Raw genomic sequence first — 22,882 nt, forward strand, 5'->3', positions numbered from 1 at the left:
CCACCACGCTTTGTTTTCACAGTGAAACCATTGCCCAACCAGGCACTTACCCTTGTACCCAGTATTGCGTCGCATCAAAGGGTTTTACCGGAGGCTGAATATTTATGAAATGAAAACAATTTCAGCTAGCCGCAACCCGCGGTATTGATGATTTGATGAACAGGCAAGCATGGCCAAGCCCCCGCGCATTTCCCTCGCCGAGGTGGCCCGGCAGACCGGCGCGATGCTGCGGCGCGGCGACAGCGGCCATTACGCCGATGACCAGGCGCCCACGCTCGCCGACCTGACCGAGTCCTTGTTCTTCTCACCCGGCGATGGCCGGATCTGGCTGAACGATCAGCGCATGCTGCTGATGCACAGCTCGGCCATGGGCCACATGCGGCGCGAGCTGATCGACACGCTGGGCACCGAGCGGGCCCGCGGCCTGCTGACCCGCGCGGGCTACGTGGCCGGCGCCCGCGACGCGCAGCTGGTACGCGAGCGCTGGCCGCAGGGCGAAGCCGCCAATGTCTTCATGGCCGGCACCCGGCTGCATGCGCTGGAAGGCGCGGTCAAGGTCACGCCGCTGAGCTTTGCCTTCGACATCGACGGCGGCACCTACGAAGGCGAATTCCTCTGGGAGCATTCCAGCGAGGACGACGAGCACATCAGCGCCTACGGCATCGGCACCGAGCCGGCCTGCTGGTCGCAGGTGGGCTATGCCACCGGCTATGTGACCAGCCTGTTCGGCCAGCTGGTGGTCTTCCGCGAGATCGAATGCCGCTCGATGGGCGCCAGCGCTTGCCGCGTGGTGGGCCGCCATGCCGCCGCCTGGGGCGACGTCAGCGAAGACTTGCGCTACCTGGAGGCCAAGGACTTCCGCCGGCTGGGCGCCGCGCAAGCTGGCTCGGCCGACGAAACGCGCCCGCTGGCCAACATGATGGCCAGCCAGGCGCCGGCCGCAGCCACCGGCGACGACCGCCACCAGATCGTCGGCGCGTCTTCGGCCTTCAACTCGGCCTGCCACCAACTCGCCCGCGTGGCCGCCACCCGCGCCACGGTGTTGTTCACCGGCGAGTCAGGCGTCGGCAAGGAGGCTTTTGCACGCCGGCTGCACCGCATCAGCGCGCGCGCCGAGCAGCCCTTTGTCGCGGTGAACTGTGCCGCCATCCCCGAAACCCTGATCGAAAGCGAGCTGTTTGGGGTCGAGCGCGGCGCCTTCACCGGCGCCAGCCAGTCGCGCCCCGGCCGTTTCGAGCGCGCCGATGGCGGCACCCTGTTCCTCGACGAGATCGGCACGCTGAGCCTGGTCAGCCAGGGCAAGCTGCTGCGCGCGCTGCAGGAGGGCGAGGTGGAACGGGTGGGCGGCACCCGCACCCTGCGCGTGGACGTGCGCGTGGTGGCGGCCACCAATGTCGACCTGCAGGAGGAGGTGCGCGGCGGGCGTTTTCGCGAAGACCTCTACTACCGGCTGAACGTCTACCCGATCCACCTGCCGCCGCTGCGCGAGCGGCGCGACGACGTGCCGCTGCTGATGAACCACTTCCTGCGCCGCGAAGCCGCGCGCCACGGCCGCCACCCGACCGGCTTCACGCAGCGCGCCGTGCGCGCAATGCTGCACTACGCGTTTCCCGGCAACATCCGCGAGCTGCAGAACCTGATCGAGCGGGGCGTGATCTCGGCCGAGGACGGCGCCGCCATCGACGTGGCCCACATGTTCCGCCGCGAACAGCTCAGCGACGCGGCCCTGCTGGCCATCGGCGCACATGGCACGCTGACCACGGCCAAGGACGGCGGCGAACCGCGGCAACTGCTGGCGTTGCTCAGCGGCGCGCTCAATGGCAGCACCGGCGACGGCGCAGGCGGCGGCCCGTTTTCGCTCGAGGCGCTGGAGCGGCGGCTGCTCAACGAGGCCGCCGAGGCAGAACATGGCAACCTGGCAGCGGCGGCGCGCCGGCTGGGCTTGACCCGCGCGCAGTTTGCCTACCGGCTGGAGCGGGCACGCGACCCCGCCGCCGGCTGATCAGTCCAGCAGCGGCACCACCGGCGAGCGCAACTGCGCCTTGCGCTCATCCAGGTCCGGGATGACCGAACGCACCACGTCCCAGAAGGCCGGGCTGTGGTTCATCTCGCGCAGGTGGGCGAGTTCGTGCGCCACGACATAGTCGATCACCGACAGGCCGAAGTGCACCAGCCGCCAGTTCAGGCGGATCGAGCCATCGGCCGAGGCGCTGCCCCAGCGCGTCTGTGCAGACGACAGCCGCATGCGCGTGACCCGCACGCCCAGGCGTTGCGCGAAGTGGGCGCAGCGTTCCTCGAACAGCTTGCGGGCTTCGCGCTGCAGCCAGGCCTGCACCGTGTCGCGGATCTGCTCGGCGCTGGCGTTGTGCGGCAGGCCCAGGTGCAGCGTGAGCCGCGGCACGCCGGGCAAGGCCTGGGCGTCGCTGTTCAGGCGGGCACCGGTGGCGCGCGGGTCCAGCACGACGATCAAGGTCTCGCCGAGGTAAGGCAGGCTGGTGCCGTCATGCCATTCGATGCGCGCAGCCTGCAGCCGGCGGCCGCGCTCGCGCTGCTCGGCCAGCTTGCGCAGGATCCAGCCGGACTTGTCGCGCAGCGCCTGCTCGATGTCGCCAATGCCGACCCAGCGCGGCGCGCTGACGGCCAGCCCGTCCGGCCCGATGGAAAAACCGATGGACTTGCGGCGCGCGCGGCGCAGCAGGTAGCCCACCCGGCAGTCGCCCAGCCGGATCTCGCGGTCGGCCTTGGCATGGGTGTAATCGAACGGCCGCGGGCCGGGGGCCGGTGCGGGCGCCGGGGGCAAGGCAGCAGGCGGCTGGGTCAGCACGGCTGGTGCTGGGGTCGGCGGTGCGGTGAACGCACCGGTCAGCGACGGGAACGCCGCGTCGATCAGGTCGAACAAGGACATCTGGCGCGGCAAGGCGGCGTCACGGCGAGGGGCCATGAGCGGCGATTCTAGTGATTCAGCGCGCTGCGTAGGCTTCGGGATCGATGCGCCGCATCTCGGCCTCGATCCAGGCCTCGACTTCGCGCATCAGTTCGTCAGGCTTGCGGCCTGCGGAGGGGATGGGCGGGCCGATGGAGACGTCGATCATGCCGGGGCGCAGCAGGAAGCTCTTGCGCGGCCAGCACTTGGCCGAGCTGACGGCGATCGGCACGACAGGCACGCCGGCGGTGATGGCCAGCCGCGAGGCGCCGGTCTTGTAGTCGCCCTGCTCACCGCGCTCCGAGCGGGTGCCTTCGGGGAACATGATGACCCAGTTGCCCTTGGCCATGTGCTGCTGGCCCTGCTCGGCGACCTTGCTCCAGGCCTGGTTGCGCTTGCTGCGGTCGATGTGGATCATGTCCAGGCTGCCGATGGCCCAGCCGAAAAACGGAATCCACAGCAGTTCGCGCTTGAACACGTAGCACAGCGGGTGCGGCATGATCGCCGGGAAGGCGAAGGTCTCCCAGGTCGACTGGTGCTTGGGCGCGAGGATCACGGCAGCCTTGCTGTCGGCCGCGGTCGGCACGTGTTCCATGCCGGTGATGCGGTACTTCACGCCGCAGATCACCTTGGCGCCCCAGATCGCGGTGCTCAGCCAGCCGGCGCACATCCAGTACAGCGGCGTGCCCTTCATCACCACCGAGACCAGCACCACGGCCAGCGCCCAGGGGATGACCGTGACGGTCATCCAGAGGAAAAACAGGGCCGATCGAATCATCCATCCCAAACGTTGCATGTACTTTCAGGCTCCTGCCTTGCGGGTTCTAATTTCAAACGCTGGGCTTCAGGCCCGCGGCGGGCGCCCGCTGGCCGTGCGTGCCGGCCGGGTGGAGCAGCTTTTGGGCTGCTTCTTTCGCGAGCAGCCAGCGGGCGAAGGAGGCCAGGTCGTCATGCACCTCGGTGCTGGGCACCGCGGCCATCCACTGCGCCAGTTCGGCCTCTGTCACCAGCGTGGCGCGCCCACTGCGCACCAGGTGCGGCGGGCAACCAGCGGCGCGCGCGGCTTCGAGGTCGCGCAGCGTGTCGGCCACCATCGGCACCAGCTTCAGGTCCACGCCGTAGCGCAGCGCAATGTCATGCATCATGCCCGGCAGCGGCTTGCGGCAGTCGCAGGCCTCTTCGGGGGCGTGCGGGCAGAAGAAGACCGCGTCGATGCGGCCACCCTTGGCCATCAGCAGCTTCATCATGTGCTGGTGCACGGCATTGACCGACGCCATGTCGACCAGCCCGCGGCCGATGCCGGACTGGTTGGTCGCCAGCACCACGTGCCAGCCGGCATGGTTGAGCTGCGCCACCGCTTCCAGCGCGCCGGGAATCGGCTCCCACTCGTCGGGTTCCTTGACGTGGTCCTCACGGAAGCGATTGAGGATGCCGTCGCGGCCGATGATGATGAGCTTGGGCGCTTGCATGGTGATGAAGGTTCAGTCGCTCAACTCGCCAGGCGCGACAGGTCGGCCACGCGGTTCATCGCCGCGTGCAGCCGGCCCAGCAGCGCCAGGCGGTTGTTGCGCAGCGCCAGGTCTTCGGCGTTGACCATCACGTCGTCGAAAAACGCATCCACCGGCGCCTTCAGCCCGGCCAGCGCCTGCAGGCTGGCGGCGTAGTCGTGCGCGTCGAACAACGCGTCGGCCTTCGGGCCCAGCTCGGCCAGCGTGGCGGCCAGCGCCTGCTCGGCAGGCTCCTTCAGCAGGTCGGCCCAGACCTCGGTCGGCAGCGTGCCTTCGACCTTCTTCAGGATGTTGCCCACGCGCTTGTTGGCGGCAGCCAGCGAAGCGGCTTCGGGCAGCGCGGCAAAGGCACGCACCGCTTCGAGCCGGCGCGGCACGTCGCCCAGGCGCGCGGGCGCCAGCGCCAGCACGGCATCCACCTCCTGCGCGCTGTAGCCCTGGTCGCGCAGGCCCACGGCCAGGCGGTCGGCCAGGAAGGTGCCTAAAGCGGCGCTCGGGTCCTGGATCAGCTCGCCGAAGACCGGCACCGCCGCCTTGACCAGTGCCGGCAGCTCCAGCGACAGGTTCTTCTCGATCAGCAGCCGGATCACGCCCAGCGCATGGCGGCGCAGTGCAAACGGGTCCTTGTCGCCGGTGGGCAGCTGGCCAATGCCGAACAGGCCGATCAGCGTCTCCAGCTTGTCGGCCAGCGCCAGCACGGTGCCGGTGTGGTTGCGCGGCAGCGCGTCGCCGGCAAAACGCGGCTTGTAGTGGTCCTCGATGGCGATGGCCACGCCGTCGCGCAGGCCCTCGGCCCGGGCGTAGTAGCCGCCCATGATGCCTTGCAGCTCGGGGAACTCGCCGACCATGTCGGTCAGAAGATCGGTCTTGGCCAGCAGCGCGGCTTCGTGGGCCTTGTGTTCGAGCATGTCCAGCTCGTCCTTGGCCAGCACGGTGTACGGGTACACGGCCATGCGCAGCTGCTGCACGATCTCGTGCGCAATGCGGGCCACGCGCTCGCTGCGCTCGCCTTGCGTGCCGAGCTTGCCGTGGTAGACGACCTTGGCCAGGCCCGGCACGCGCGAGGCCAGCGTCTTCTTGCGGTCCTGGTCGAAGAAGAACTTGGCGTCGGCCAGGCGCGGGCGCACCACGCGCTCGTTGCCACCGATCACCGCGCTGGCGTCTTCGGGGCTGATGTTGCTGACCAGCAGGAAGCGGTTGGTCAGCTTGCCGTGGCCGTCGAGCAGTGGGAAGTACTTCTGGTTGGCCTTCATCGTCAGGATCAGGCATTCCTGCGGCACGGCCAGGTACTCGGCCTCGAACTGGCAGGTCAGCACGTTCGGCCGCTCGACCAGCGCCGTCACTTCGTCCAGCAGCGCGTCGTCCTCGATGGGCTTCAGGCCGAGCTTGGCGGCGGCGGCATCCAGCTGGCGGCGGATCTCGTCGCGCCGCTCGTCGAAGCTGGCGATCACTGCACCCTGCTCGCGCAGCTGCGTGGCGTAGCTGTCGGCGCTGGTGAGCACCACCGGGCTGACGGCCGCCTCGAAGCGGTGGCCTTGCGTCTCGCGGCCGGCCGTGAGGCCCAGCGCCGCGAGCTTCAGCACCTGTTCGCCATGCAGCGCAACCAGGCCGTGGGCCGGGCGCACGAACTTGACGTCGCTCCAGCCGTCAGCCAGCTGATAGGTCATGACCTTGGGAATGGGCAACTTGGCCAGCGCTTCGTCCAGCGCCTTCTGCAGGCCTTCTTCCAGCGCCACGCCGGGGGCCACTGCGTCCAGGAACAGGGTCTCGGCCTTGCCGTCGACCCGGCGCTGCAACTGGGGCAGCACCTCGGCGCCCAGACCCAGCGCCTGCAGCTTCTTCAGCAGCGCGGGCGTGGCTTCGCCCGTCGCCGTCAGCGCCACGGCGACCGGCATCAGCTTGTGCTGCACCGGCTTGTCGGCCGCCTTGGTGGCGACTTCCGTCAGGTGCAGCGCCAGCCGGCGCGGCGAGGCGTAGGCGGTGGCCACGCTGGTGGCCGTGGCCAGGCCTTGCGCCTTCAGGCTGTCGGCCAGCGTGCCGGCAAAGGATTGGCCGAGTTTCTTCAGCGCCTTGGGCGGCAGTTCCTCGACGAAGAGTTCGACGAGCAGGTTCTGGGTGGTCATGGTGCTCAAGCCGCCTTCTTCGAATCGTTTTTCTTGGTTTCCGCTTCGGCCTTGGCCACCAGCTGGGCTTGCACCTCTTCAGCCCAGGCCTTGGGCGCCATCGGGAAGCCCAGGCGGGCGCGGCTGTCCAGGTAACTGGACGCGACGGCGCGCGCCAGGTTGCGAGTGCGGCCGATGTAGGCGGCGCGCTCGGTCACGCTGATCGCGCCACGCGCGTCCAGCAGGTTGAAGGTGTGCACGGCCTTCAGCACCTGCTCGTAGGCCGGCAGCGCCAGCTTCGCGCCAATCAGCTGCTGGGCATTGCCTTCGTGTGCGCTAAAGGCCTGCAGCAGGAACTCGACGTTGCTGTGCTCGAAGTTGTAGGTCGACTGCTCGACCTCGTTCTGCAGGAACACGTCCCCGTATTTCAGGCCGTCCGTGTACACGAGGTCATAGACGTTCTCGACGCCCTGCAGGTACATCGCCAGCCGCTCCAGCCCGTAGGTGATCTCGCCGGTGATGGGCTTGCAGTCGATGCCGCCGACCTGCTGGAAGTAGGTGAACTGGGTGACTTCCATGCCGTTGAGCCAGACCTCCCAGCCCAGGCCCCAGGCGCCCAGCGTCGGGTTCTCCCAATCGTCCTCGACGAAGCGCACGTCGTTCTTCTTCAGGTCGAAGCCCAGCGCTTCGAGCGAGCCGAGGTAGAGCTCCAGGATGTTGGCCGGTGCGGGCTTCAGCACGACCTGGAACTGGTAGTAGTGCTGCAGGCGGTTCGGGTTGTTGCCATAGCGGCCGTCCTTGGGGCGGCGGCTGGGCTGCACATAGGCGGCCTTCCACGGCTCGGGGCCGAGCGCGCGCAGGAAGGTGGCGGTGTGGCTGGTGCCGGCGCCAACCTCCATGTCATAGGGCTGCAGCAAGGCACAGCCTTGCTGGCCCCAGTAGTCCTGGAGGCGAAGAATGAGTTGCTGGAAGCTGAGCATGGTGGGCACAGGAAGCGGCGGCCACGCGCACCGCAGCACATGGCCAAGCCTAGGAGCCGCAGGACGGCGTCAGGAGAATCGATTCTAAGTGTCGGCTGCAGAGGCGCGAGTGGGGGATGTGCCCTCCCGCCGCGGCATCACGCGAGCCGCCAGCAGCACAAGCGCCACCAGCAACCAAAGCGGCCACAGCCCGCAGCGGCTGAGCCAACGCGCATACGGCGTGTCGCCCTGGCGGCCCTGCACCGTCACGTCCAGCACGCCGGTGGTCCAGGCAGGCAGCGCCTGGGTGACCACGCCGTGGTGGTCGATGGCCGCCGTCATGCCGGTGTTGGTCGCGCGCACCAGCGGGCGCTGGAATTCCATCGCCCGCAGTTGCGAGAACTGCAGGTGCTGCTCCTGCATCATGTGCTTGCCGAACCAGGCCAGGTTGCTGGCGTTGACGAACATCGTGGCCGACTGCGGGCCAACGGCGCTGCCGGCAAAGTCCTCGCCGAACAGGTCTTCGTAGCAGATCAGCGGCCGCACGCGCTGGCCGCCAACCTCGAACACCGCTTCGTTGGTGCCATGTGCCTGATCGCCCAGCGGGATCTGCATCAGCTCGACGAACCAGCCAAAGCCTGGCGGAATGAACTCGCCAAACGGCAGCAGATGCCGCTTGCCATAGCCGTAGAAGCCACCCTTCGGGTCGCTCGCCAACTGCCGGGCCGAAACGCCGGCCATGGAATTGACATAGCCTTGCTGCGCGTCGCCCAGGAAGGTACCGATCAGCGCCGCGCGATCACCACCGGAAAAGGGCTGCACAAGCGACTGCCAGTAGCCCGGAGGCAGGTCTGCCTGCGGTATTGGCAGCACCGATTCAGGCGTGACGACGAGCTGGCCCGTTGCGCCCAGCAACTGCGCCTGCAGCGCGGCCATGTTCTCGCCAAAACGCTCGGGGTCGAACTTGATGTCCTGCGGCACGTTGGGCTGCAGCAGGCTGACCGTCAACTCGCCGGCGGGATGAGTGAAGTCCTTCGGCCCGAGCCAGCCCAGCACCGGCAACAGCAGCGCCACCGCGACCATGGCCGGCGCGCGGCGCGGCGCGCTCGCCAAAGCGGCCAATGCAGCAGCCAGCAGCGCAGCCACCGCGCCCATGCCGTAAACACCCACCCACGGCGCCAGCGGCGCCAGCAAGCCCTCGCTGTGGGCATAGCCCGAGGCGATCCACGGGAAGCCGGTGAACAACTGGGCCCGCGCCAGCTCGGCCATCAGCCAGCAGGCGGCGAACACCAGGCCGCGCAACAGCGGCGAGTGCCCGCGGCCCAGCCAGGCGGCCGCAGCCATGGCCAGCGCGAGGTAGAGCGACAGCAGCCCGGCCAGCAGCAGCACCGCAAGCGCGGCCAGCGGCATTGGCATGCCTCCGAAGTCGTGCATGCTGATGTAGAGCCACCACAGGCCGGCCACCAGCCAGCCCAGGCCGTAGCACCAGCCAGCCCAGGCGGCGCGGCGCGGCGTGGCGCGCTGCACTGCCCCGGCCAGCAGGGCCAGGCACAGCGGCTGCAGCCACCACCAGCCCAGCGGCGCAAAGGACGCAACCTGCAGCGCGCCCGCGGCCAGCATCAGCAGGCCCATACGTCCTGCAGGCGCGGCCAACCGGCCCGCGCTCACGCGGCGTCTTCGGCGATGACGCCGTTCGGTGCGCGGCGCACCTTGAACCAGCGCACCGCGCCGCCGCGGGTCAGCATCACGCTGAAGCTCAGGCCGTGGGTCATCACCGTTTCGCCGCGCTGCGGCACATGGCCCAGCTCATGGGCGATCAGCCCGCCAATGGTGTCGAAATCCTGCTCCGGCAGCGTCAGCACCAGGGCTTCGTTGACGGCGGCGATCTCGGCGTCGCCGGCCACGCGGTAGCTGCCGTCGGCCAGGGTGTAGACCCCGCTGGGCGCGTCGGCATCGTCGAACTCGTCCTCGATCTGACCGACGATGACTTCCAGCACGTCCTCGATCGTGATCAACCCTGCCGTGGTGCCGAACTCGTCGATCACGATGGCCAGGTGATTGCGATTGGAGCGGAAGTCGCGCAGCAACTCGTTCAGGCTCTTGGACTCCGGCACGAAGATCGCCGGGCGCAGCAAGGTGCGCAGGTTCAGCTCCGGCGCCCGCTGCAGCTTGAGCAAGTCCTTGCTCAGCAGGATGCCGATGATGTTGTCGCGCCCGCCTTCGGTGACCGGGAAGCGCGAGTGACCGGTGGCGATGACCTCGGCCAGCAATGTCTCGTAGCTCATGCCGATGTCCAGCACGTCCATGCGCGGGGCGGCGACCATCGCGTCACCGGCGGCCATGTCGGCCAGGCGCAGCACGCCTTCCAGCATCGCCCGCGACTGCGGCTCGATCAGCTCGCGCTGCTCGGCGCTGGCCAGGGTTTCGATCAGCTCGGCCTTGGAATCCGGTCCAGGAGAGAGGAATTCGACCACGCGCTCGAACAAGCTGCGGCCACCGCTTTCGGAGCCGGCGCGCTGGGCGGCGCCGGCAGCGGCATGACCCGGCCGCGGGGGCCGGGGAGACTGGGGTTCGGACACAAGGGGTGCCGGCAGTGGAGGAAGCGGGAGAATACTCGATTCGTTTTTCAGCCGCAGGGCAGCGGCGCGAGTTCGGCTTGACAGCGCCGGGGTCAGGCCTCAGAGTCCGCCCCCCGCGCCAGGCAAGGCAAATGCAAGCAAGAAACAAGCAAGAAACGGGCAATCATTCAGCGTTGGAATCGGCGCTGTCCATGGCTGGCCCTGCCGGCCAAACCCCGGCGCCAGCGCAAACCCGGCAGGGCATTGAAAATGCCAGACTGACCCCAAAGTGACGCCGATCCGGGGCCTGCTCCGCGAGAAGCCCCGCGACCGAAACCCTTCACCTACAGAAGCGCCGCCATGTCCCTGATTCCTGCGACCATCCTCACCGGCTTCCTCGGCTCGGGCAAGACCACCCTGCTCAAGCGCGTGCTGACGGAAGCCCACGGCCAGAAGATTGCCGTGATCGAAAACGAGTTCGGCGAGGAAAACATCGACACCGACATCCTGGTCACCGAGACCAAGGAGCAGGTGATCCAGATGAACAATGGCTGCGTCTGCTGCACCATCCGCGAAGATTTGCGCACCACGCTGGCCGACCTGGCAGCGCGCCGCCGCAAAGGCGAGCTGGATTTCGAGCGCGTGGTGATCGAGACCACCGGCCTGGCCGACCCGGGCCCGGTCGCCCAGACCTTTTTCATGGACGACGAGGTCGCCGAGAGCTACCAGCTGGACTCCATCCTGACGCTGGTCGACGCCAAGCACGCAGACCAGCAGCTCAACGACCGCGTGGAAGCCCAGCGCCAGGTCGGGTTTGCCGACCAGATCTTCATCAGCAAGACCGACCTGGTCGACGAAGCATCGGCCGATGCGCTGGCCCACCGCCTGAAGCACATGAACCCGCGCGCGCCGCAGCAGCGGGTGCACTTCGGCGAAGTGCCGCTGGCCAGCGTGTTCGACCTGAAGGGCTTCAACCTGAATGCCAAGCTGGACATCGACCCGGAGTTCCTGAACGACGGCGGCCATGACCACGCGCACGATCACCACGGCCATGAGCACCATGACCACGAACATGGCGAGCACTGCGACCACCCGCACCACCACCAGCACGACGACGACGTGAAGTCCTTTGTCTTCCGCGCCACCAAGCCGCTGTCGCCGACCAAGCTGGAAGACTTCCTGGGCGCCATCGTGCAGGTCTACGGCCCCAAGATGCTGCGCTACAAGGGTGTGCTGAACGTCAAGGGCAGCGAGCGCAAGGTCATCTTCCAGGGCGTGCACCAGCTGATGGGCAGCGACCTGGGGCCGAAATGGGCGCCAGGCGAAGCCAAGGTCAGCAAGATGGTGTTCATCGGCATCGACCTGCCCAAGGAAATCCTGCTGCAAGGCCTGGAAGGCTGTGTTGCCTGAGGCCGGCCGCGGCTGCATTGCCGGCAGTTTTGACACGGTCCTCGCCAGCACATGGCCGTTGCTTGAAAGCAGTGGAAAAAGGTCTTACCGTGAACTCAGACCGCGTGGCTACAATCCGCGCGCCCCGACCCGGCCCGTGACGTGGCATGTGCACCACAATCAAGCGCTACCGCGGGGTATAACCGCCCTTTCACGTGCGTTGTGGTGAGGAGACCGACCGTGAGCAAGACCCCGGCCAAGACTTCCGATTCCAGTCTGGAGTCCGATGCGGAATCCGCCAAGAAGCCAGCAGGTGCCAAAAGCGCTGCCGGCAAGAGTGCTGACAAGGCGACCGAAAAACCCGCCGCCGTGAAAGCTGCGGTGAGCCCGCCGGTGTCCTCCATCAGCCGCCCGCGCAGTGGCAGCGGACCGGTCAGTTCCACCGCCAGTTTTGCTGAGCGCTTTTCTCCTCCCAAGCCTTCGGCTAAACCCTATCCTGAACCCATGAATGCTGTGAAGCCTGCCGCGAAAGCAGACCCCAAGCTGGCCAACGCCTGGAAAACCAAGGCGGGCCGCGACCTGACCGAACCCGAGCTGATGGCCATGCCGGAAGCCGAGTACATGAACGAGAAGCAGCTGGAGTTCTTCCGCGCCAAGCTGCAGGAGCAGAAGGACGCGCTGCTGTCGAATGCCGGTGAAACCACCGAGCACCTGCGCGAAGACACCTCCATCGTGCCGGACCCGGCCGACCGGGCAACGATCGAGGAAGAGCACGCACTGGAGCTGCGCACCCGCGACCGCGAGCGCAAGCTGCTGAAGAAGATCTCGCAGTCCATCGCCCGCATCGACGCTGGCGACTACGGCTTCTGCGACGAGACCGGCGAGCCCATCGGCCTGGGCCGGCTGCTGGCCCGCCCGACCGCCACGCTGTCGCTCGAAGCGCAGCAGCGCCGCGAGCTCAAGCAGAAGATGTTCGGCGACTGAGCCGGCACTTGCGCTTTCCCAGAGCCGCCCTTCCCCTCGCGTGATCCTTCAGCCGGGCAAACCGCACCATGGCCAGCAGTAACGACAACGGTGGCGTGCTGCGCCGCATGGTGAAGATGGTGTCTTCACCGGCGCGCGACCTGATGGGTCTGCCCACCGATGCCGGCGCCAGCCAGTTTGCCGACGTCGAAAAGGCCGAGCTGAAGGCCATGATCGAGCGCAAGCGGCGCAACGATTTCGTGCGCAAGCGCGAGCTCGACATGTTGCGCCGCATCCGCCGCGAAGGCCTCAGCCCCGAACAGGCCAGCGCCTTGGGCGCCAGCTCCCGGCTGGACGACTCCGACGTGCGGCCCACGCACCTGCCCGGCGCCCCTGACCCGGGCATGAAGGCCAAGATCGACGCGATCGAGAAGCAGATGGTGGGCAGCAGCGGCTCGGCCCGGCTGCCACGCGGCGTGACCATGCCGCCCACGCTGACCACGCCGATCGAGAGCCAGACCACCGTGCCGGTGCCCGGCTCGGGCAGCATGCCGATGGACCCGACCCGGCCGATGTCGCTGTTGCCCGAACGGCTGGAATTCCGCGTCGCGCCTCCAGTGGCGGCACCGAATGCCGCCGCGGGCGCCGCCACCAGCGCCCGCCCGGCGGCTTCGGCCGCCAGCCGCCTGATGGCCGCCCCGCCGATGACGGGCGTGATCAACAACCCGCCAGTGCTGCAGCAGCCGGTGGGCCTGGGCAAGGCGCCCGAGCTTGCCGCGCAGCCGCCGGCCTCCGCCGGGACCATGGACGCCGGCGTGGTCGAGGTGCAGGAAATCACCCACGACCACGAGCTCGACGAAGCCGTGATTGCCTTTGCCAATGCCGACTTCGCCCTCTGCGAACGCGCGCTGGTGCAGCTCACCGCCGCTGGCGGCGCAAGGCAGAACCACAACGACACCTGGCTGGTGCTGTTCGACCTGTTCCGCGCCACCGGCCAGCAGGCCAGCTTCGACGCGCTGGCCAATGAATACCTGCAGCGCTTCCAGCGCTCGTCGCCACAGTGGTTCTCGCTGCCCAAGCTGGTGGCCGAAGCCGCCAGCCAGGTACCTGCAGCAGCCAGCACCGGCGCCGAGGTGGCCTGGGTCTGCCCGGCGCACCTGGACGTGGACGCCGTCACCCAGCTGAATTCCCAAACCCTGCAACTGCCGCAGCCCTGGGTGCTGGACTGGACCCAGCTGCAGAAGATCGACCCCGACGCTGCCGCGCGGCTGTACCGACTGATGCAGGGCTGGGCCCGGCGGGTGCTCGAGATGCGCTGGCTGTCGTCCGACCGCCTGTTCATGACGCTGCAGGACGCAGCGCCCGTGGGCGTGCGGGACGCCGATCCGGCCTACTGGATGACGCGGCTGGAAGCGCTGCGCATGATCAACCGGCCGGACCAGTTCGACGAAGTGGCCATCGACTACTGCGTGACCTACGAAGTGTCGCCGCCCAGCTGGGAGCCCACGCGCTGCTCGGCCCTCGTGGGCAGCTCGTCGGCCAACACCCAGTCGGCGCCGATGTCGGTGCTGAGCGAGCCCATCACCACCATCCAGGGCGCCAGCGAAGGCAAGAGCGGCTACAGCGTGACCTCGCTGGAACTCTCCGGCCAGCTCTCGGGCGACATTGGCCCGCTGCTGGGCATGCTGGACAACCGGCTGGGCACTGCGCGCATGGTGCACATCTCCTGCGCGCTGCTGATCCGCGTGGACTTCATTGCCGCGGGCGACCTGCTGAACTGGGTCATTGCCAAGCGCGCCGAAGGCCGCAACGTGCGCTTCACCGAAGTGCACCGGCTGGTGGCGCTGATGTTCGGCGCGATGGGCATCGTCGAGCACGCCTACGCCCAGCTCCGTCAAGCTTGAATTGGCGCACCCGGTCTCGCGGGTACGCGGGACCACCCGCCGAGCGGGTTGAGCCGCCACCTTGGGGCGGCCCGGCGCCGGCCGCAGAATGGGGCACCCGGCTTCGCGAAATACGCGAAGCCACCCGCCGGGCGGGTTGCGCAGGCCGCTTGGGGCGGCCCGGCGCTGCCTGCGCTCCGCGCTGATCCAACTTGCTGTCGGTTTCGCATTCCCGGTCTGAGAACTTGCATGGCGGCTTGCATTCCAACGTCGGCGCCCTCAGCTAACCCGTGTTTTCGCTTCCAAAACAATCCATGGACTCTTACCACGGCACCACGATCATCAGCGTGAGGCGGCGCGGGCCGGACGGCCAATGGCAGGTTGCACTGGGCGGTGACGGTCAGGTCACGCTGGGGCACATCGTCGTCAAGGCGAGCGCGCGCAAGGTGCGCCGGCTGCATCACGACAAGGTGCTGGCCGGGTTTGCCGGCGCGACGGCGGATGCCTTCACGCTGTTCGAGCGCTTCGAGTCGAAGCTGGAGAAGCACTCCGGCCACCTGGTGCGCGCGGCCATCGAGCTCACACGCGACTGGCGCACCGACAAGGTCTTGCGCAACCTCGAAGCCATGCTGGCCGTGGCCGACCGCGATGCCTCGCTGATCATCACCGGCAATGGCGACGTGCTGGAGCCCGAGCTCGGCCTGGTGGCCATCGGCTCCGGCGGCGCCTACGCGCAGGCCGCCGCCCGCGCGCTGCTGGCCCACACCGAAATGGGCGCCGCAGAGATCGTCAAGAAGTCGCTGGAAATCGCCGGCGACCTGTGCATCTACACCAACCAGAACCACACGATCGAGGTGTTGGAATGAGCATGACACCCCAGGAAATCGTGTCCGAGTTGGATCGGCACATCGTTGGGCAACAGGGTGCGAAACGCGCCGTCGCCATCGCCTTGCGTAACCGCTGGCGCCGCCAGCAGGTCGAGGACAAGCTGCGCGCCGAGATCACGCCGAAGAACATCCTGATGATCGGGCCGACCGGCGTGGGCAAGACCGAAATCGCGCGCCGGCTGGCGCAGCTGGCGGACGCGCCGTTCATCAAGGTCGAGGCGACCAAGTTCACCGAGGTCGGCTACGTTGGCAAGGACGTGGACACCATCGTGCGCGACCTGATGGACATCGCCATCAAGCAGGAGCGCGAAGCCGCGCTCAAGCGCGCCCGGCTGAAGGCCGAAGACGCCGCCGAGGACCGCATCCTGGACATCCTGGTGCCGCCGCCGCGCAGCAGCCAAGGTGGCGACGCCTTCGGTTTCACGCCGCCGCCCCCCGCGCCCACGCCGGACAACACCGCGCGCCAGGTCATGCGCAAGCGCCTGCGCGAAGGCTCGCTGGCCGACAAGGAGATCGAGCTGGAAGTGGCCGAGCCGCGCGCCAACCTCGACATCGTCAGCCCGCCCGGCATGGAGGCCATGGCCGAGCAGTTGCAAGGCCTGTTCTCGCAGATGGGCCAGCAGCGCAAGAGCCAGCGCAAGCTGAAGATTGCCGAGGCGCTGCAGATCCTCACCGACGAGGAAGCCGCCAAGCTGGTCAACGAGGACGAGATCCGCAGCAAGGCACTGCACAACGCCGAGCAGAACGGCATTGTCTTCATCGACGAGATCGACAAGGTCGCCTCGCGCAGCAACACCCAGGGCGCAGACGTGTCGCGCCAGGGCGTGCAGCGCGACCTGCTGCCGCTGGTCGAAGGCACGACCGTGAACACCAAGTACGGCATGGTCAAGACCGACCACATGCTGTTCATCGCCTCCGGCGCCTTCCACCTGGCCAAGCCCAGCGACCTGATCCCCGAGCTGCAGGGCCGCTTCCCGATCCGGGTCGAACTGCAGGCCCTCAGCGTGGACGATTTCGAGGCCATCCTCGGCAGCACGCACGCGAACCTGGTGCGCCAGTACCAGGCCTTGCTGGCCACCGAAGGCGTGATGCTGGACCTCGCACCCGACGGCATCCGCCGCCTGGCGCAGATCGCCTTCGAGGTCAACGAACGCACCGAGAACATCGGCGCGCGCCGGCTGGCCACGGTGATGGAGCGGCTGCTGGAAGACCTGAGCTTCGACGCGCCGAACCTGTCAGGCCAGACGGTGCAGCTCAATGCCGAGTCGGTGAACGCCAAGCTGGGCGAACTCGCGCACAACGAGGACTTGTCGCGCTACATCCTGTGAGCTGCTTCTCGCGAACAGGGCTCGCGTGAAGGGCTGCATCGGGCGCTCTTGACCCAGCGCAAGTGGCGGCGCGAGCGCGCGGCTAGTCTCGCGCCTCATGGCGCCTTCTTCCCCAGCCCACGAGCCCGTCAGTGCGACGATCCTGCGCCACGCCAGCTGGGGCTTGCGCGCCGCACCTCGCGAAAGCCCGCTGGCCGGGCGCGTCGAGCGGCGCTGGCGATGGCCGGTGGTGGCAGCGCTGCTGGCCACCATTCCTGCCTTCTACGCCGAGCTGCTGCTGCCCACCGGCAGCACCTGGGCCCCCTCGGCCTACCTGGTGGCGGCCGTGGTGCTGGCCTGCGCACTGATCGCGGTGGCCTGGCACACGCCGTCGCCGCGCCAACACCTGATGGCCAATCCAGGTGAGTGGCTGCTGATCGCCGGCCTGTTCAGTGCTGCGCTGCTGCCCACCAGCCAGGGCTCGGGCGCGGCACTGTCACTGCGCCTGGCCGTGGCACTCTTGACCTTGCTGCGCATGGTCTGGGCACTGAAGCACTTGCTGAACCGCGGCGGCCTGACCTACCTGCTGGCCATGGCGCTGATGGTGCTGCTGGGCTGCGGCCTGGGGTTCTGGTGGCTGGAGCCCACGGTGCACACGCTGGGCGACGGCCTGTGGCTGGCGTTCACCACGGCCGCCACCGTGGGCTACGGCGACCTGGTGCCGACCACGCCCGCGTCCAAGATCTTCTCGGTCTTCGTGGTGCTGCTCGGCCTGGGCGTGCTCACGCTGGTCACCGCGGCAATTGCCACCAGCTGGATCGAAACCGGGGAGCGCCGCATGGAGCGCGAGATCCTGCAGGACATGCGCCACGAGATGGCCCGTCTGCGCCATGAGCTGCAGGCCTTGCGGGAAAGCCTGCCAGGGTCGTCTAAAAAAGACTAGAGCGCCAGCCTGTGCGACTGGATGTGCAGCAGGCCGTCGAAGATCAAGGATTCGACCAGTTCGTGCGGCACGTCCAGGTAAGGCGCCACTTTCCAACCTGCGCCACCGGTCATCAGCAGCACCGGCTCTTCACCACCGCTGCGCGCCGCCAGGTGGGCGCGCATGCGGGCAATGGCGCCGGTGATGGCATAGGTGCCGCCGCTGGTCAGTGCGTCGGACGTGTTGGCCGGGAACGGCATCACCTCGCCGGTCGGCACGCGCAGGCCGGCGGTGCCGCTTTCGAGCGCGCGCAACATGATGCCGTGGCCCGGCAGGATCAGCCCGCCAAGGAACTTGCCGTCGCGGTCCAGCGCGTCGACTGTCACCGCCGTGCCGACCATCACCACCAGCGCTGGCCGGGCCGGGCCGCGCGCCAACACATGGCCGCGCGCACCAATGAGCGCGACCCAGCGGTCCGCACCCAGGCGCATCGGGTGGTCGTAGCCGTTCGTCACGCCGGCCTCGTGGTTGCCCGGCACCACCCAGCGCGGCGTCAGGTCCCACAGCTCCAGCTGCTCCTCGACCCGCCGCCGCACCGCCTCGCCGGCGACCACGCAGCCCAGCATCGTGGACGGCACGGCCAGCGAGCGCCAGTCCTGCTCGGCCAGCGTGTCGATGGTCTCCAGGAAGCGTGCGCCATGCGCCAGCACCGCGGCGCCGGGCTGCGGCGACGCGTACTGCGCCCATTTCAGCCGGGTGTTACCGATGTCGATCGCCAGAAAACTCATGGCGGCGAGCGTAACAGCGTGTTTGGCCTGCTTGATTGCTTAAGGGAAACCACCAGGGCGCGCACGGGTTTTGACGCGGCGCCGGTCGGCCGGAGAATGGCATGATTTCGGTTGACGTTTACGTTAACGTCAATTGGACCCAGACTTCCGGATCCCACCCGATCTGCACAGGCATTCCCATGACCGATCTCTCCGCTGCGCACCAGGCACTCGCCCACTACAAACCCACCCACAAGGTGCGCATCGTCACCGCCGCCAGCCTGTTCGATGGCCACGACGCCGCGATCAACATCATGCGGCGCATCCTGCAGGGCATGGGCGCCGAGGTCATCCACCTGGGGCACAACCGCTCGGTCGACGAAGTCGTCACCGCAGCGCTGCAGGAAGACGTGCAGGGAATCGCCGTCTCCAGCTACCAGGGCGGCCACACCGAATATTTCCGCTACATGGTCGAGCTGCTGAAGGCCCGCGGCGGCGAGCAGATCCAGGTGTTTGGCGGCGGCGGCGGCGTGATCGTGCCGCAGGAAATCAGCGCGTTGGCCGACGTCGGCGTGCGCATCTTCAGCCCGGAAGACGGCCAGCGCATGGGCCTGCAAGGCATGATCGGCGAGATGCTGATGCGCTGCGACCTGCGGCTGTCGGCCGACGCCGCAGGGCTGCTCGAAGCGCTGCAGTCCAAGGACACGACGAAACGCTGGCGCGCCCTCGCCCAGCTGATCACGATGCTGGAAAACGGCGAGGCCGCCCCTGCCGTCATGGACGCCGTGCAAACCGCCGCCGCGCAGCGCCATGCGCCGGTGCTGGGCATCACCGGCACAGGTGGCGCCGGCAAGAGCAGCCTGACCGACGAACTCATCCGCCGGCTGCGGCTGGACCAGGACGATGCGCTGCAGATCGCCGTGATCAGCATCGACCCGTCTCGCCGCAAGAGCGGTGGCGCGCTGCTGGGCGACCGCATCCGCATGAACGCGATCCAGCCCTGGGGCAAGGGCGCGAAGGTTTACATGCGGAGTTTGGCAACGCGCGACACCGGCTCGGAAGTTTCCGCTGCGCTGCCCTCGGTGCTGTCTGCCTGCCAGGCGGCCGGCTTCGACCTGATCATCGTCGAGACCTCCGGCATCGGCCAGGGTGACGCGGCCATCGTGCCGCTGGTGGACGTGCCGATGTACGTGATGACGCCGGAGTTCGGCGCCGCCAGCCAGCTCGAGAAGATCGACATGCTGGACTTCGCCGAGTTCGTCGCGATCAACAAGTTCGACCGCAAGGGCGCGGCCGACGCACTGCGCGACGTCGCCAAGCAGGTGCAGCGCAACCGCGAAGCCTTCAATGTGATGCCCGACCAGATGCCGGTCTTCGGCACCATGGCCAGCCGCTTCAACGACGACGGCGTGACCGCGCTGTACCAGGCGCTGAAATCCCGGCTGGGCGCGCTGGGCCTGCCGCTCAAGGACGGCCGCCTGCCCGCGGTGAACACCCGCCACAGCACGCACCAGGTGCCCATCGTGCCCGGCGCGCGCGTGCGCTACCTGGCCGAGATCAGCGACACCGTGCGTGGCTACAAGGCCCGCGCCCGCAGCCAGGCCAGGCTAGCGCGCGAGATCCAGCAGCTGCGCGAAAGCGCCCGCATGCTGACCGAAGCGCGGCCGGAAAAGAACAACGCGGTGGCTGCGCTGGACGACCTCGCACAGCAGCGGGACCAGCGCCAGGACGCCGACGCCCGTGCGCTGCTCGCCGACTGGCCCGTGCTGCGCGAGGCCTATGCGGCCGACGAGCTGGTGGTCAAGGTGCGCGACAAGGAAATCCGCTCGGCGCTGACCACCACCTCGCTCTCAGGCAGCAAGATCCGCAAGGTCGCGCTGCCGCAGTATGAGGACCATGGCGAGATTCTGAAATGGCTGATGCTGGACAACGTGCCCGGCCGCTACCCCTACACCGCCGGCACCTTCGCCTTCAAGCGAGAGGGCGAGGACCCGACGCGCATGTTCGCTGGCGAAGGCGACGCCTTCCGCACCAACCGGCGCTTCAAGCTGGTGTCCGAAGGCATGCCGGCGCACCGGCTGTCCACCGCGTTCGACTCGGTCACGCTCTACGGCCACGACCCGGACCTGCGGCCGGACATCTACGGCAAGGTCGGCAATTCAGGTGTCTCTATCGCGACGCTGGACGACATGAAGGTGCTGTACTCGGGCTTCGACCTGTGCAGCCCGACGACCTCCGTCAGCATGACGATCAACGGCCCGGCGCCGACCATCCTGGCGATGTTCATGAACACCGCCATTGACCAGCAGCTCGCCAAGTTCGAGGCCGAACACGGCCGCGCGCCGGACGCAGCCGAGATGGCCAAGCTGCGCGCCTGGGCCCAGGCCAATGTGCGCGGCACGGTGCAGGCCGACATCCTCAAGGAAGACCAGGGCCAGAACACCTGCATCTTCTCGACCGAGTTTTCACTCAAGGTGATGGGCGACGTGGCCCAGTACTTCGTGCAGAACCAGGTGCGCAACTTCTACTCGGTCAGCATCTCGGGCTATCACATTGCCGAGGCCGGCGCGAACCCGATCAGCCAGCTGGCCTTCACGCTGAGCAACGGCTTCACCTTCGTCGAAGCCTACCTGGCGCGCGGCATGCACATCGACGATTTCGCGCCCAACCTCAGCTTCTTCTTCTCCAACGGCATGGATCCGGAATACACCGTGCTGGGCCGCGTGGCGCGCCGCATCTGGGCCGTGGCGATGAAGGAGAAATACGGCGCCAACGAACGCTCGCAGAAGCTGAAGTACCACGTGCAAACCTCCGGCCGCAGCCTGCACGCGCAGGAGATCCAGTTCAACGACATCCGCACCACGCTGCAGGCCCTGATCGCCGTCTACGACAACTGCAACAGCCTGCACACCAACGCTTTCGACGAGGCCATCACCACGCCCACCGAAGACAGCGTGCGCCGCGCAATGGCCATCCAGCTCATCATCAACCGCGAGTGGGGCCTGGCCAAGAACGAGAACCCCAGCCAGGGCGCGTTCATCATCGAGGAGCTGACCGAACTGGTCGAAGAAGCCGTGCTGGCCGAGTTCGAGAAGATTGCAGAGCGCGGCGGCGTGCTGGGCGCGATGGAAACCGGCTACCAGCGCAGCAAGATCCAGGAAGAGAGCATGCACTACGAGATGCTCAAGCACACCGGCGAGTACCCCATCATCGGCGTGAACACCTTCCGCAACCCACGGGGCGAAGAAGTCAGCGCCAGCATCGAATTGGCCCGCTCCACCGACGAAGAAAAGCAGAGCCAGCTCACCCGCCTGCAGGACTTCCACGCCCGCCACGCCGACCGGGCCCCCGCGATGCTGCAGCGCCTGCAGCAGGCCGTGATCGCCAACGACAACGTCTTTGAAGTGCTGATGGACGCCGTGCGCGTCTGCTCGCTGGGCCAGATCACCGCTGCGCTGTTCGAGGTGGGCGGGCAGTATCGGCGCAGCATGTGAGGCTGGTCTCGGCCATTTGTTCTTAATCCACCGCGTCCTCGCCGAGCAACCCGATCTCGCGCTCGATCTCGGCAACGCTGGGCAGGCTGGTTTGTAGCTCGGCTGGCAATGATTCGATCAGCTGGTATTCCGCCACGCCCATGGGCTTGGCCGTATCGCGCAGCGCGTACTCGGCCACTACCTTGTTCTTGGTCTTGCAGAGCAGCAAACCGATGGTTGGCGCATCCTCGGATGCCTTTAACTGCGCATCCACCGCGGTGAGGTAGAAGCCAAGTTGCCCGATGTGCTCCGGCTTGAACGCGCCCGCCTTCAGTTCGATCACCACGTAGCAACGCAGCTTGAGATGGTAGAAAAGCAGGTCGATGAAGAAGTCGTCTCCACCCACCTCCAGCGGTACCTGCCGACCCACGAAGGCAAAACCGGCCCCAAGCTCCAACAAGAAGCGGGAGATGTGGCGTACCAGTGCCGATTCAATGGCCCGTTCGTCCGCTTCGGCACCAATGCCAAGAAAGTCGAACAGATACGGGTCTTTCAACGTCGTGCGCGCAAGATCAGAGCCGGGCGCAGGCAGTCGGCTTTCAAAGTTGGTCACCGCCCGCCCTTCTCGCTCCAGCAAGCGGCTCTCGATCTGGTGCGTGAGCACATTGCGTGACCAGCCGTGGGTCATCGCGCGTGTCGCGTAAGCCAGACGTGTTGCCGGGTCTTTGAGCTTGGCAAGCAGCACGAGGTTGTGGCCCCAGGGCAAGTGTCCAACAGCCTGTTGGACATTTGCCTCGTCGGGCCAGGCCTCTGCGAATGCACGCATGTACAGCAAGTTGGCGCGCGAAAAGCCCCTCATCTCCGGGAAAGCCGTCCGCAGGTCATGCGCCAGCCGCTCGACGACCTTGGTGCCCCACCCCTGAGCCGACTGCCGCGCCAGAATGTCGCGGCCGATCTGCCAGTACAGCAAGACAAGCTCGCGATTCACCGAAAGCGCGGCCCGCTGCTGCGCGCCATGGATGCGGGTCTTCAGTTCGGCCACCCGATCCAGATAGCCGGCAGGCGGCGATGTCAGCGAGACAGGTCGGGACGTTGGCATGAGCGGCAATTGCATCCGTGGCGCGGGCGGAGGCTGCATTCTCGCCCGCGGACCTCGCCCATGCATGCGCAGAAACAAGCGCTTCGCTGACAAAACTGCGCGGCGCTCACCGCCACAATCGGCATGGCAGCCGGGCGTTCCC

General features: G+C 67.5%; 17 protein-coding genes. 8 read left to right on the forward strand and 9 right to left on the reverse strand.

The window, feature by feature from the left end:
* Positions 1-169 precede the first annotated feature (169 nt).
* The gene (locus AC3WR5_RS06930) at positions 170-2,002 is read left to right on the forward strand and encodes a sigma 54-interacting transcriptional regulator (RefSeq protein ID WP_492483012.1); all 1,833 of its coding nucleotides are present in this window, start codon (positions 170-172) and stop codon (positions 2,000-2,002) included.
* Here the strand turns inward: AC3WR5_RS06930 and AC3WR5_RS06935 are convergent, their stop codons facing one another.
* The 7 genes from AC3WR5_RS06935 to AC3WR5_RS06965 all read right to left on the reverse strand — a co-directional run bounded on the left by AC3WR5_RS06935 (position 2,003) and on the right by AC3WR5_RS06965 (position 10,071).
* The gene (locus AC3WR5_RS06935) at positions 2,003-2,941 is read right to left on the reverse strand and encodes a M48 family metallopeptidase (RefSeq protein WP_492483014.1); all 939 of its coding nucleotides are present in this window, start codon (positions 2,939-2,941) and stop codon (positions 2,003-2,005) included. It abuts the gene before it with no gap.
* Between the two features lie 19 nt (positions 2,942-2,960).
* Positions 2,961-3,719 (reverse strand): lysophospholipid acyltransferase family protein, encoded by a 759-nt coding sequence (locus AC3WR5_RS06940; protein ID WP_492483016.1) that lies wholly within the window; start codon positions 3,717-3,719, stop codon positions 2,961-2,963.
* Between the two features lie 34 nt (positions 3,720-3,753).
* Positions 3,754-4,392: a D-glycero-beta-D-manno-heptose 1,7-bisphosphate 7-phosphatase gene (gmhB, locus tag AC3WR5_RS06945; RefSeq protein ID WP_141291433.1), complete on the reverse strand. Its 639-nt coding sequence runs from the start codon at positions 4,390-4,392 to the stop codon at positions 3,754-3,756.
* A gap of 20 nt (positions 4,393-4,412) precedes the next feature.
* A complete protein-coding gene (gene glyS, locus AC3WR5_RS06950) occupies positions 4,413-6,554 on the reverse strand; it encodes a glycine--tRNA ligase subunit beta (RefSeq protein WP_492483018.1) in 2,142 nt (713 codons plus the stop codon).
* A gap of 5 nt (positions 6,555-6,559) precedes the next feature.
* Positions 6,560-7,513 (reverse strand): glycine--tRNA ligase subunit alpha, encoded by a 954-nt coding sequence (gene glyQ, locus AC3WR5_RS06955; protein ID WP_492483020.1) that lies wholly within the window; start codon positions 7,511-7,513, stop codon positions 6,560-6,562.
* An 84-nt stretch (positions 7,514-7,597) separates the two neighbouring features.
* On the reverse strand, positions 7,598-9,124 hold the full coding sequence (gene lnt, locus AC3WR5_RS06960) for an apolipoprotein N-acyltransferase (RefSeq protein WP_492483021.1): 1,527 nt from the start codon (positions 9,122-9,124) through the stop codon (positions 7,598-7,600).
* A gap of 32 nt (positions 9,125-9,156) precedes the next feature.
* A complete protein-coding gene (locus tag AC3WR5_RS06965) occupies positions 9,157-10,071 on the reverse strand; it encodes a CorC family transporter (RefSeq protein WP_492483023.1) in 915 nt (304 codons plus the stop codon).
* A 339-nt stretch (positions 10,072-10,410) separates the two neighbouring features.
* Here AC3WR5_RS06965 and AC3WR5_RS06970 point away from each other — a divergent pair, with 339 nt between their 5' ends.
* The 6 genes from AC3WR5_RS06970 (at position 10,411) to AC3WR5_RS06995 (ending at position 17,422) form a co-directional block, all read left to right on the forward strand.
* Positions 10,411-11,460, forward strand: a complete 1,050-nt coding sequence (locus tag AC3WR5_RS06970) for a CobW family GTP-binding protein (protein WP_492483025.1) — start codon at positions 10,411-10,413, stop codon at positions 11,458-11,460.
* 255 nt (positions 11,461-11,715) lie between these two features.
* Positions 11,716-12,423, forward strand: a complete 708-nt coding sequence (dksA, locus tag AC3WR5_RS06975; protein WP_492483570.1) for an RNA polymerase-binding protein DksA — start codon at positions 11,716-11,718, stop codon at positions 12,421-12,423.
* Between the two features lie 68 nt (positions 12,424-12,491).
* The gene (locus AC3WR5_RS06980) at positions 12,492-14,306 is read left to right on the forward strand and encodes an STAS domain-containing protein (RefSeq protein WP_492483027.1); all 1,815 of its coding nucleotides are present in this window, start codon (positions 12,492-12,494) and stop codon (positions 14,304-14,306) included.
* Between the two features lie 293 nt (positions 14,307-14,599).
* Positions 14,600-15,151: an ATP-dependent protease subunit HslV gene (hslV, locus tag AC3WR5_RS06985; RefSeq protein ID WP_141289822.1), complete on the forward strand. Its 552-nt coding sequence runs from the start codon at positions 14,600-14,602 to the stop codon at positions 15,149-15,151.
* The gene (hslU, locus tag AC3WR5_RS06990) at positions 15,148-16,500 is read left to right on the forward strand and encodes an ATP-dependent protease ATPase subunit HslU (protein WP_492483029.1); all 1,353 of its coding nucleotides are present in this window, start codon (positions 15,148-15,150) and stop codon (positions 16,498-16,500) included. The genes hslV and hslU overlap by 4 nt, the downstream gene beginning before the upstream one ends.
* A 97-nt stretch (positions 16,501-16,597) precedes the next feature.
* Positions 16,598-17,422 (forward strand): potassium channel family protein, encoded by an 825-nt coding sequence (locus AC3WR5_RS06995; protein WP_492483031.1) that lies wholly within the window; start codon positions 16,598-16,600, stop codon positions 17,420-17,422.
* Here AC3WR5_RS06995 and AC3WR5_RS07000 read toward each other — a convergent pair.
* Positions 17,419-18,189 (reverse strand): type III pantothenate kinase, encoded by a 771-nt coding sequence (locus AC3WR5_RS07000; RefSeq protein ID WP_231013075.1) that lies wholly within the window; start codon positions 18,187-18,189, stop codon positions 17,419-17,421. The genes AC3WR5_RS06995 and AC3WR5_RS07000 overlap by 4 nt on opposite strands.
* 179 nt (positions 18,190-18,368) lie before the next feature.
* Here AC3WR5_RS07000 and icmF point away from each other — a divergent pair, with 179 nt between their 5' ends.
* Complete coding sequence (icmF, locus tag AC3WR5_RS07005) at positions 18,369-21,662, forward strand: fused isobutyryl-CoA mutase/GTPase IcmF (RefSeq protein ID WP_492483034.1); 3,294 nt, start codon at positions 18,369-18,371, stop codon at positions 21,660-21,662.
* Positions 21,663-21,684: 22 nt separating this feature from the next.
* On the opposite strand, the gene AC3WR5_RS07010 is transcribed toward icmF, so the two are convergent.
* Complete coding sequence (locus AC3WR5_RS07010; protein WP_492483036.1) at positions 21,685-22,755, reverse strand: PDDEXK nuclease domain-containing protein; 1,071 nt, start codon at positions 22,753-22,755, stop codon at positions 21,685-21,687.
* Positions 22,756-22,882 lie beyond the last annotated feature (127 nt).

The sequence above is a fragment of the Ideonella sp. FW305-24 genome, assembly GCF_058788035.1.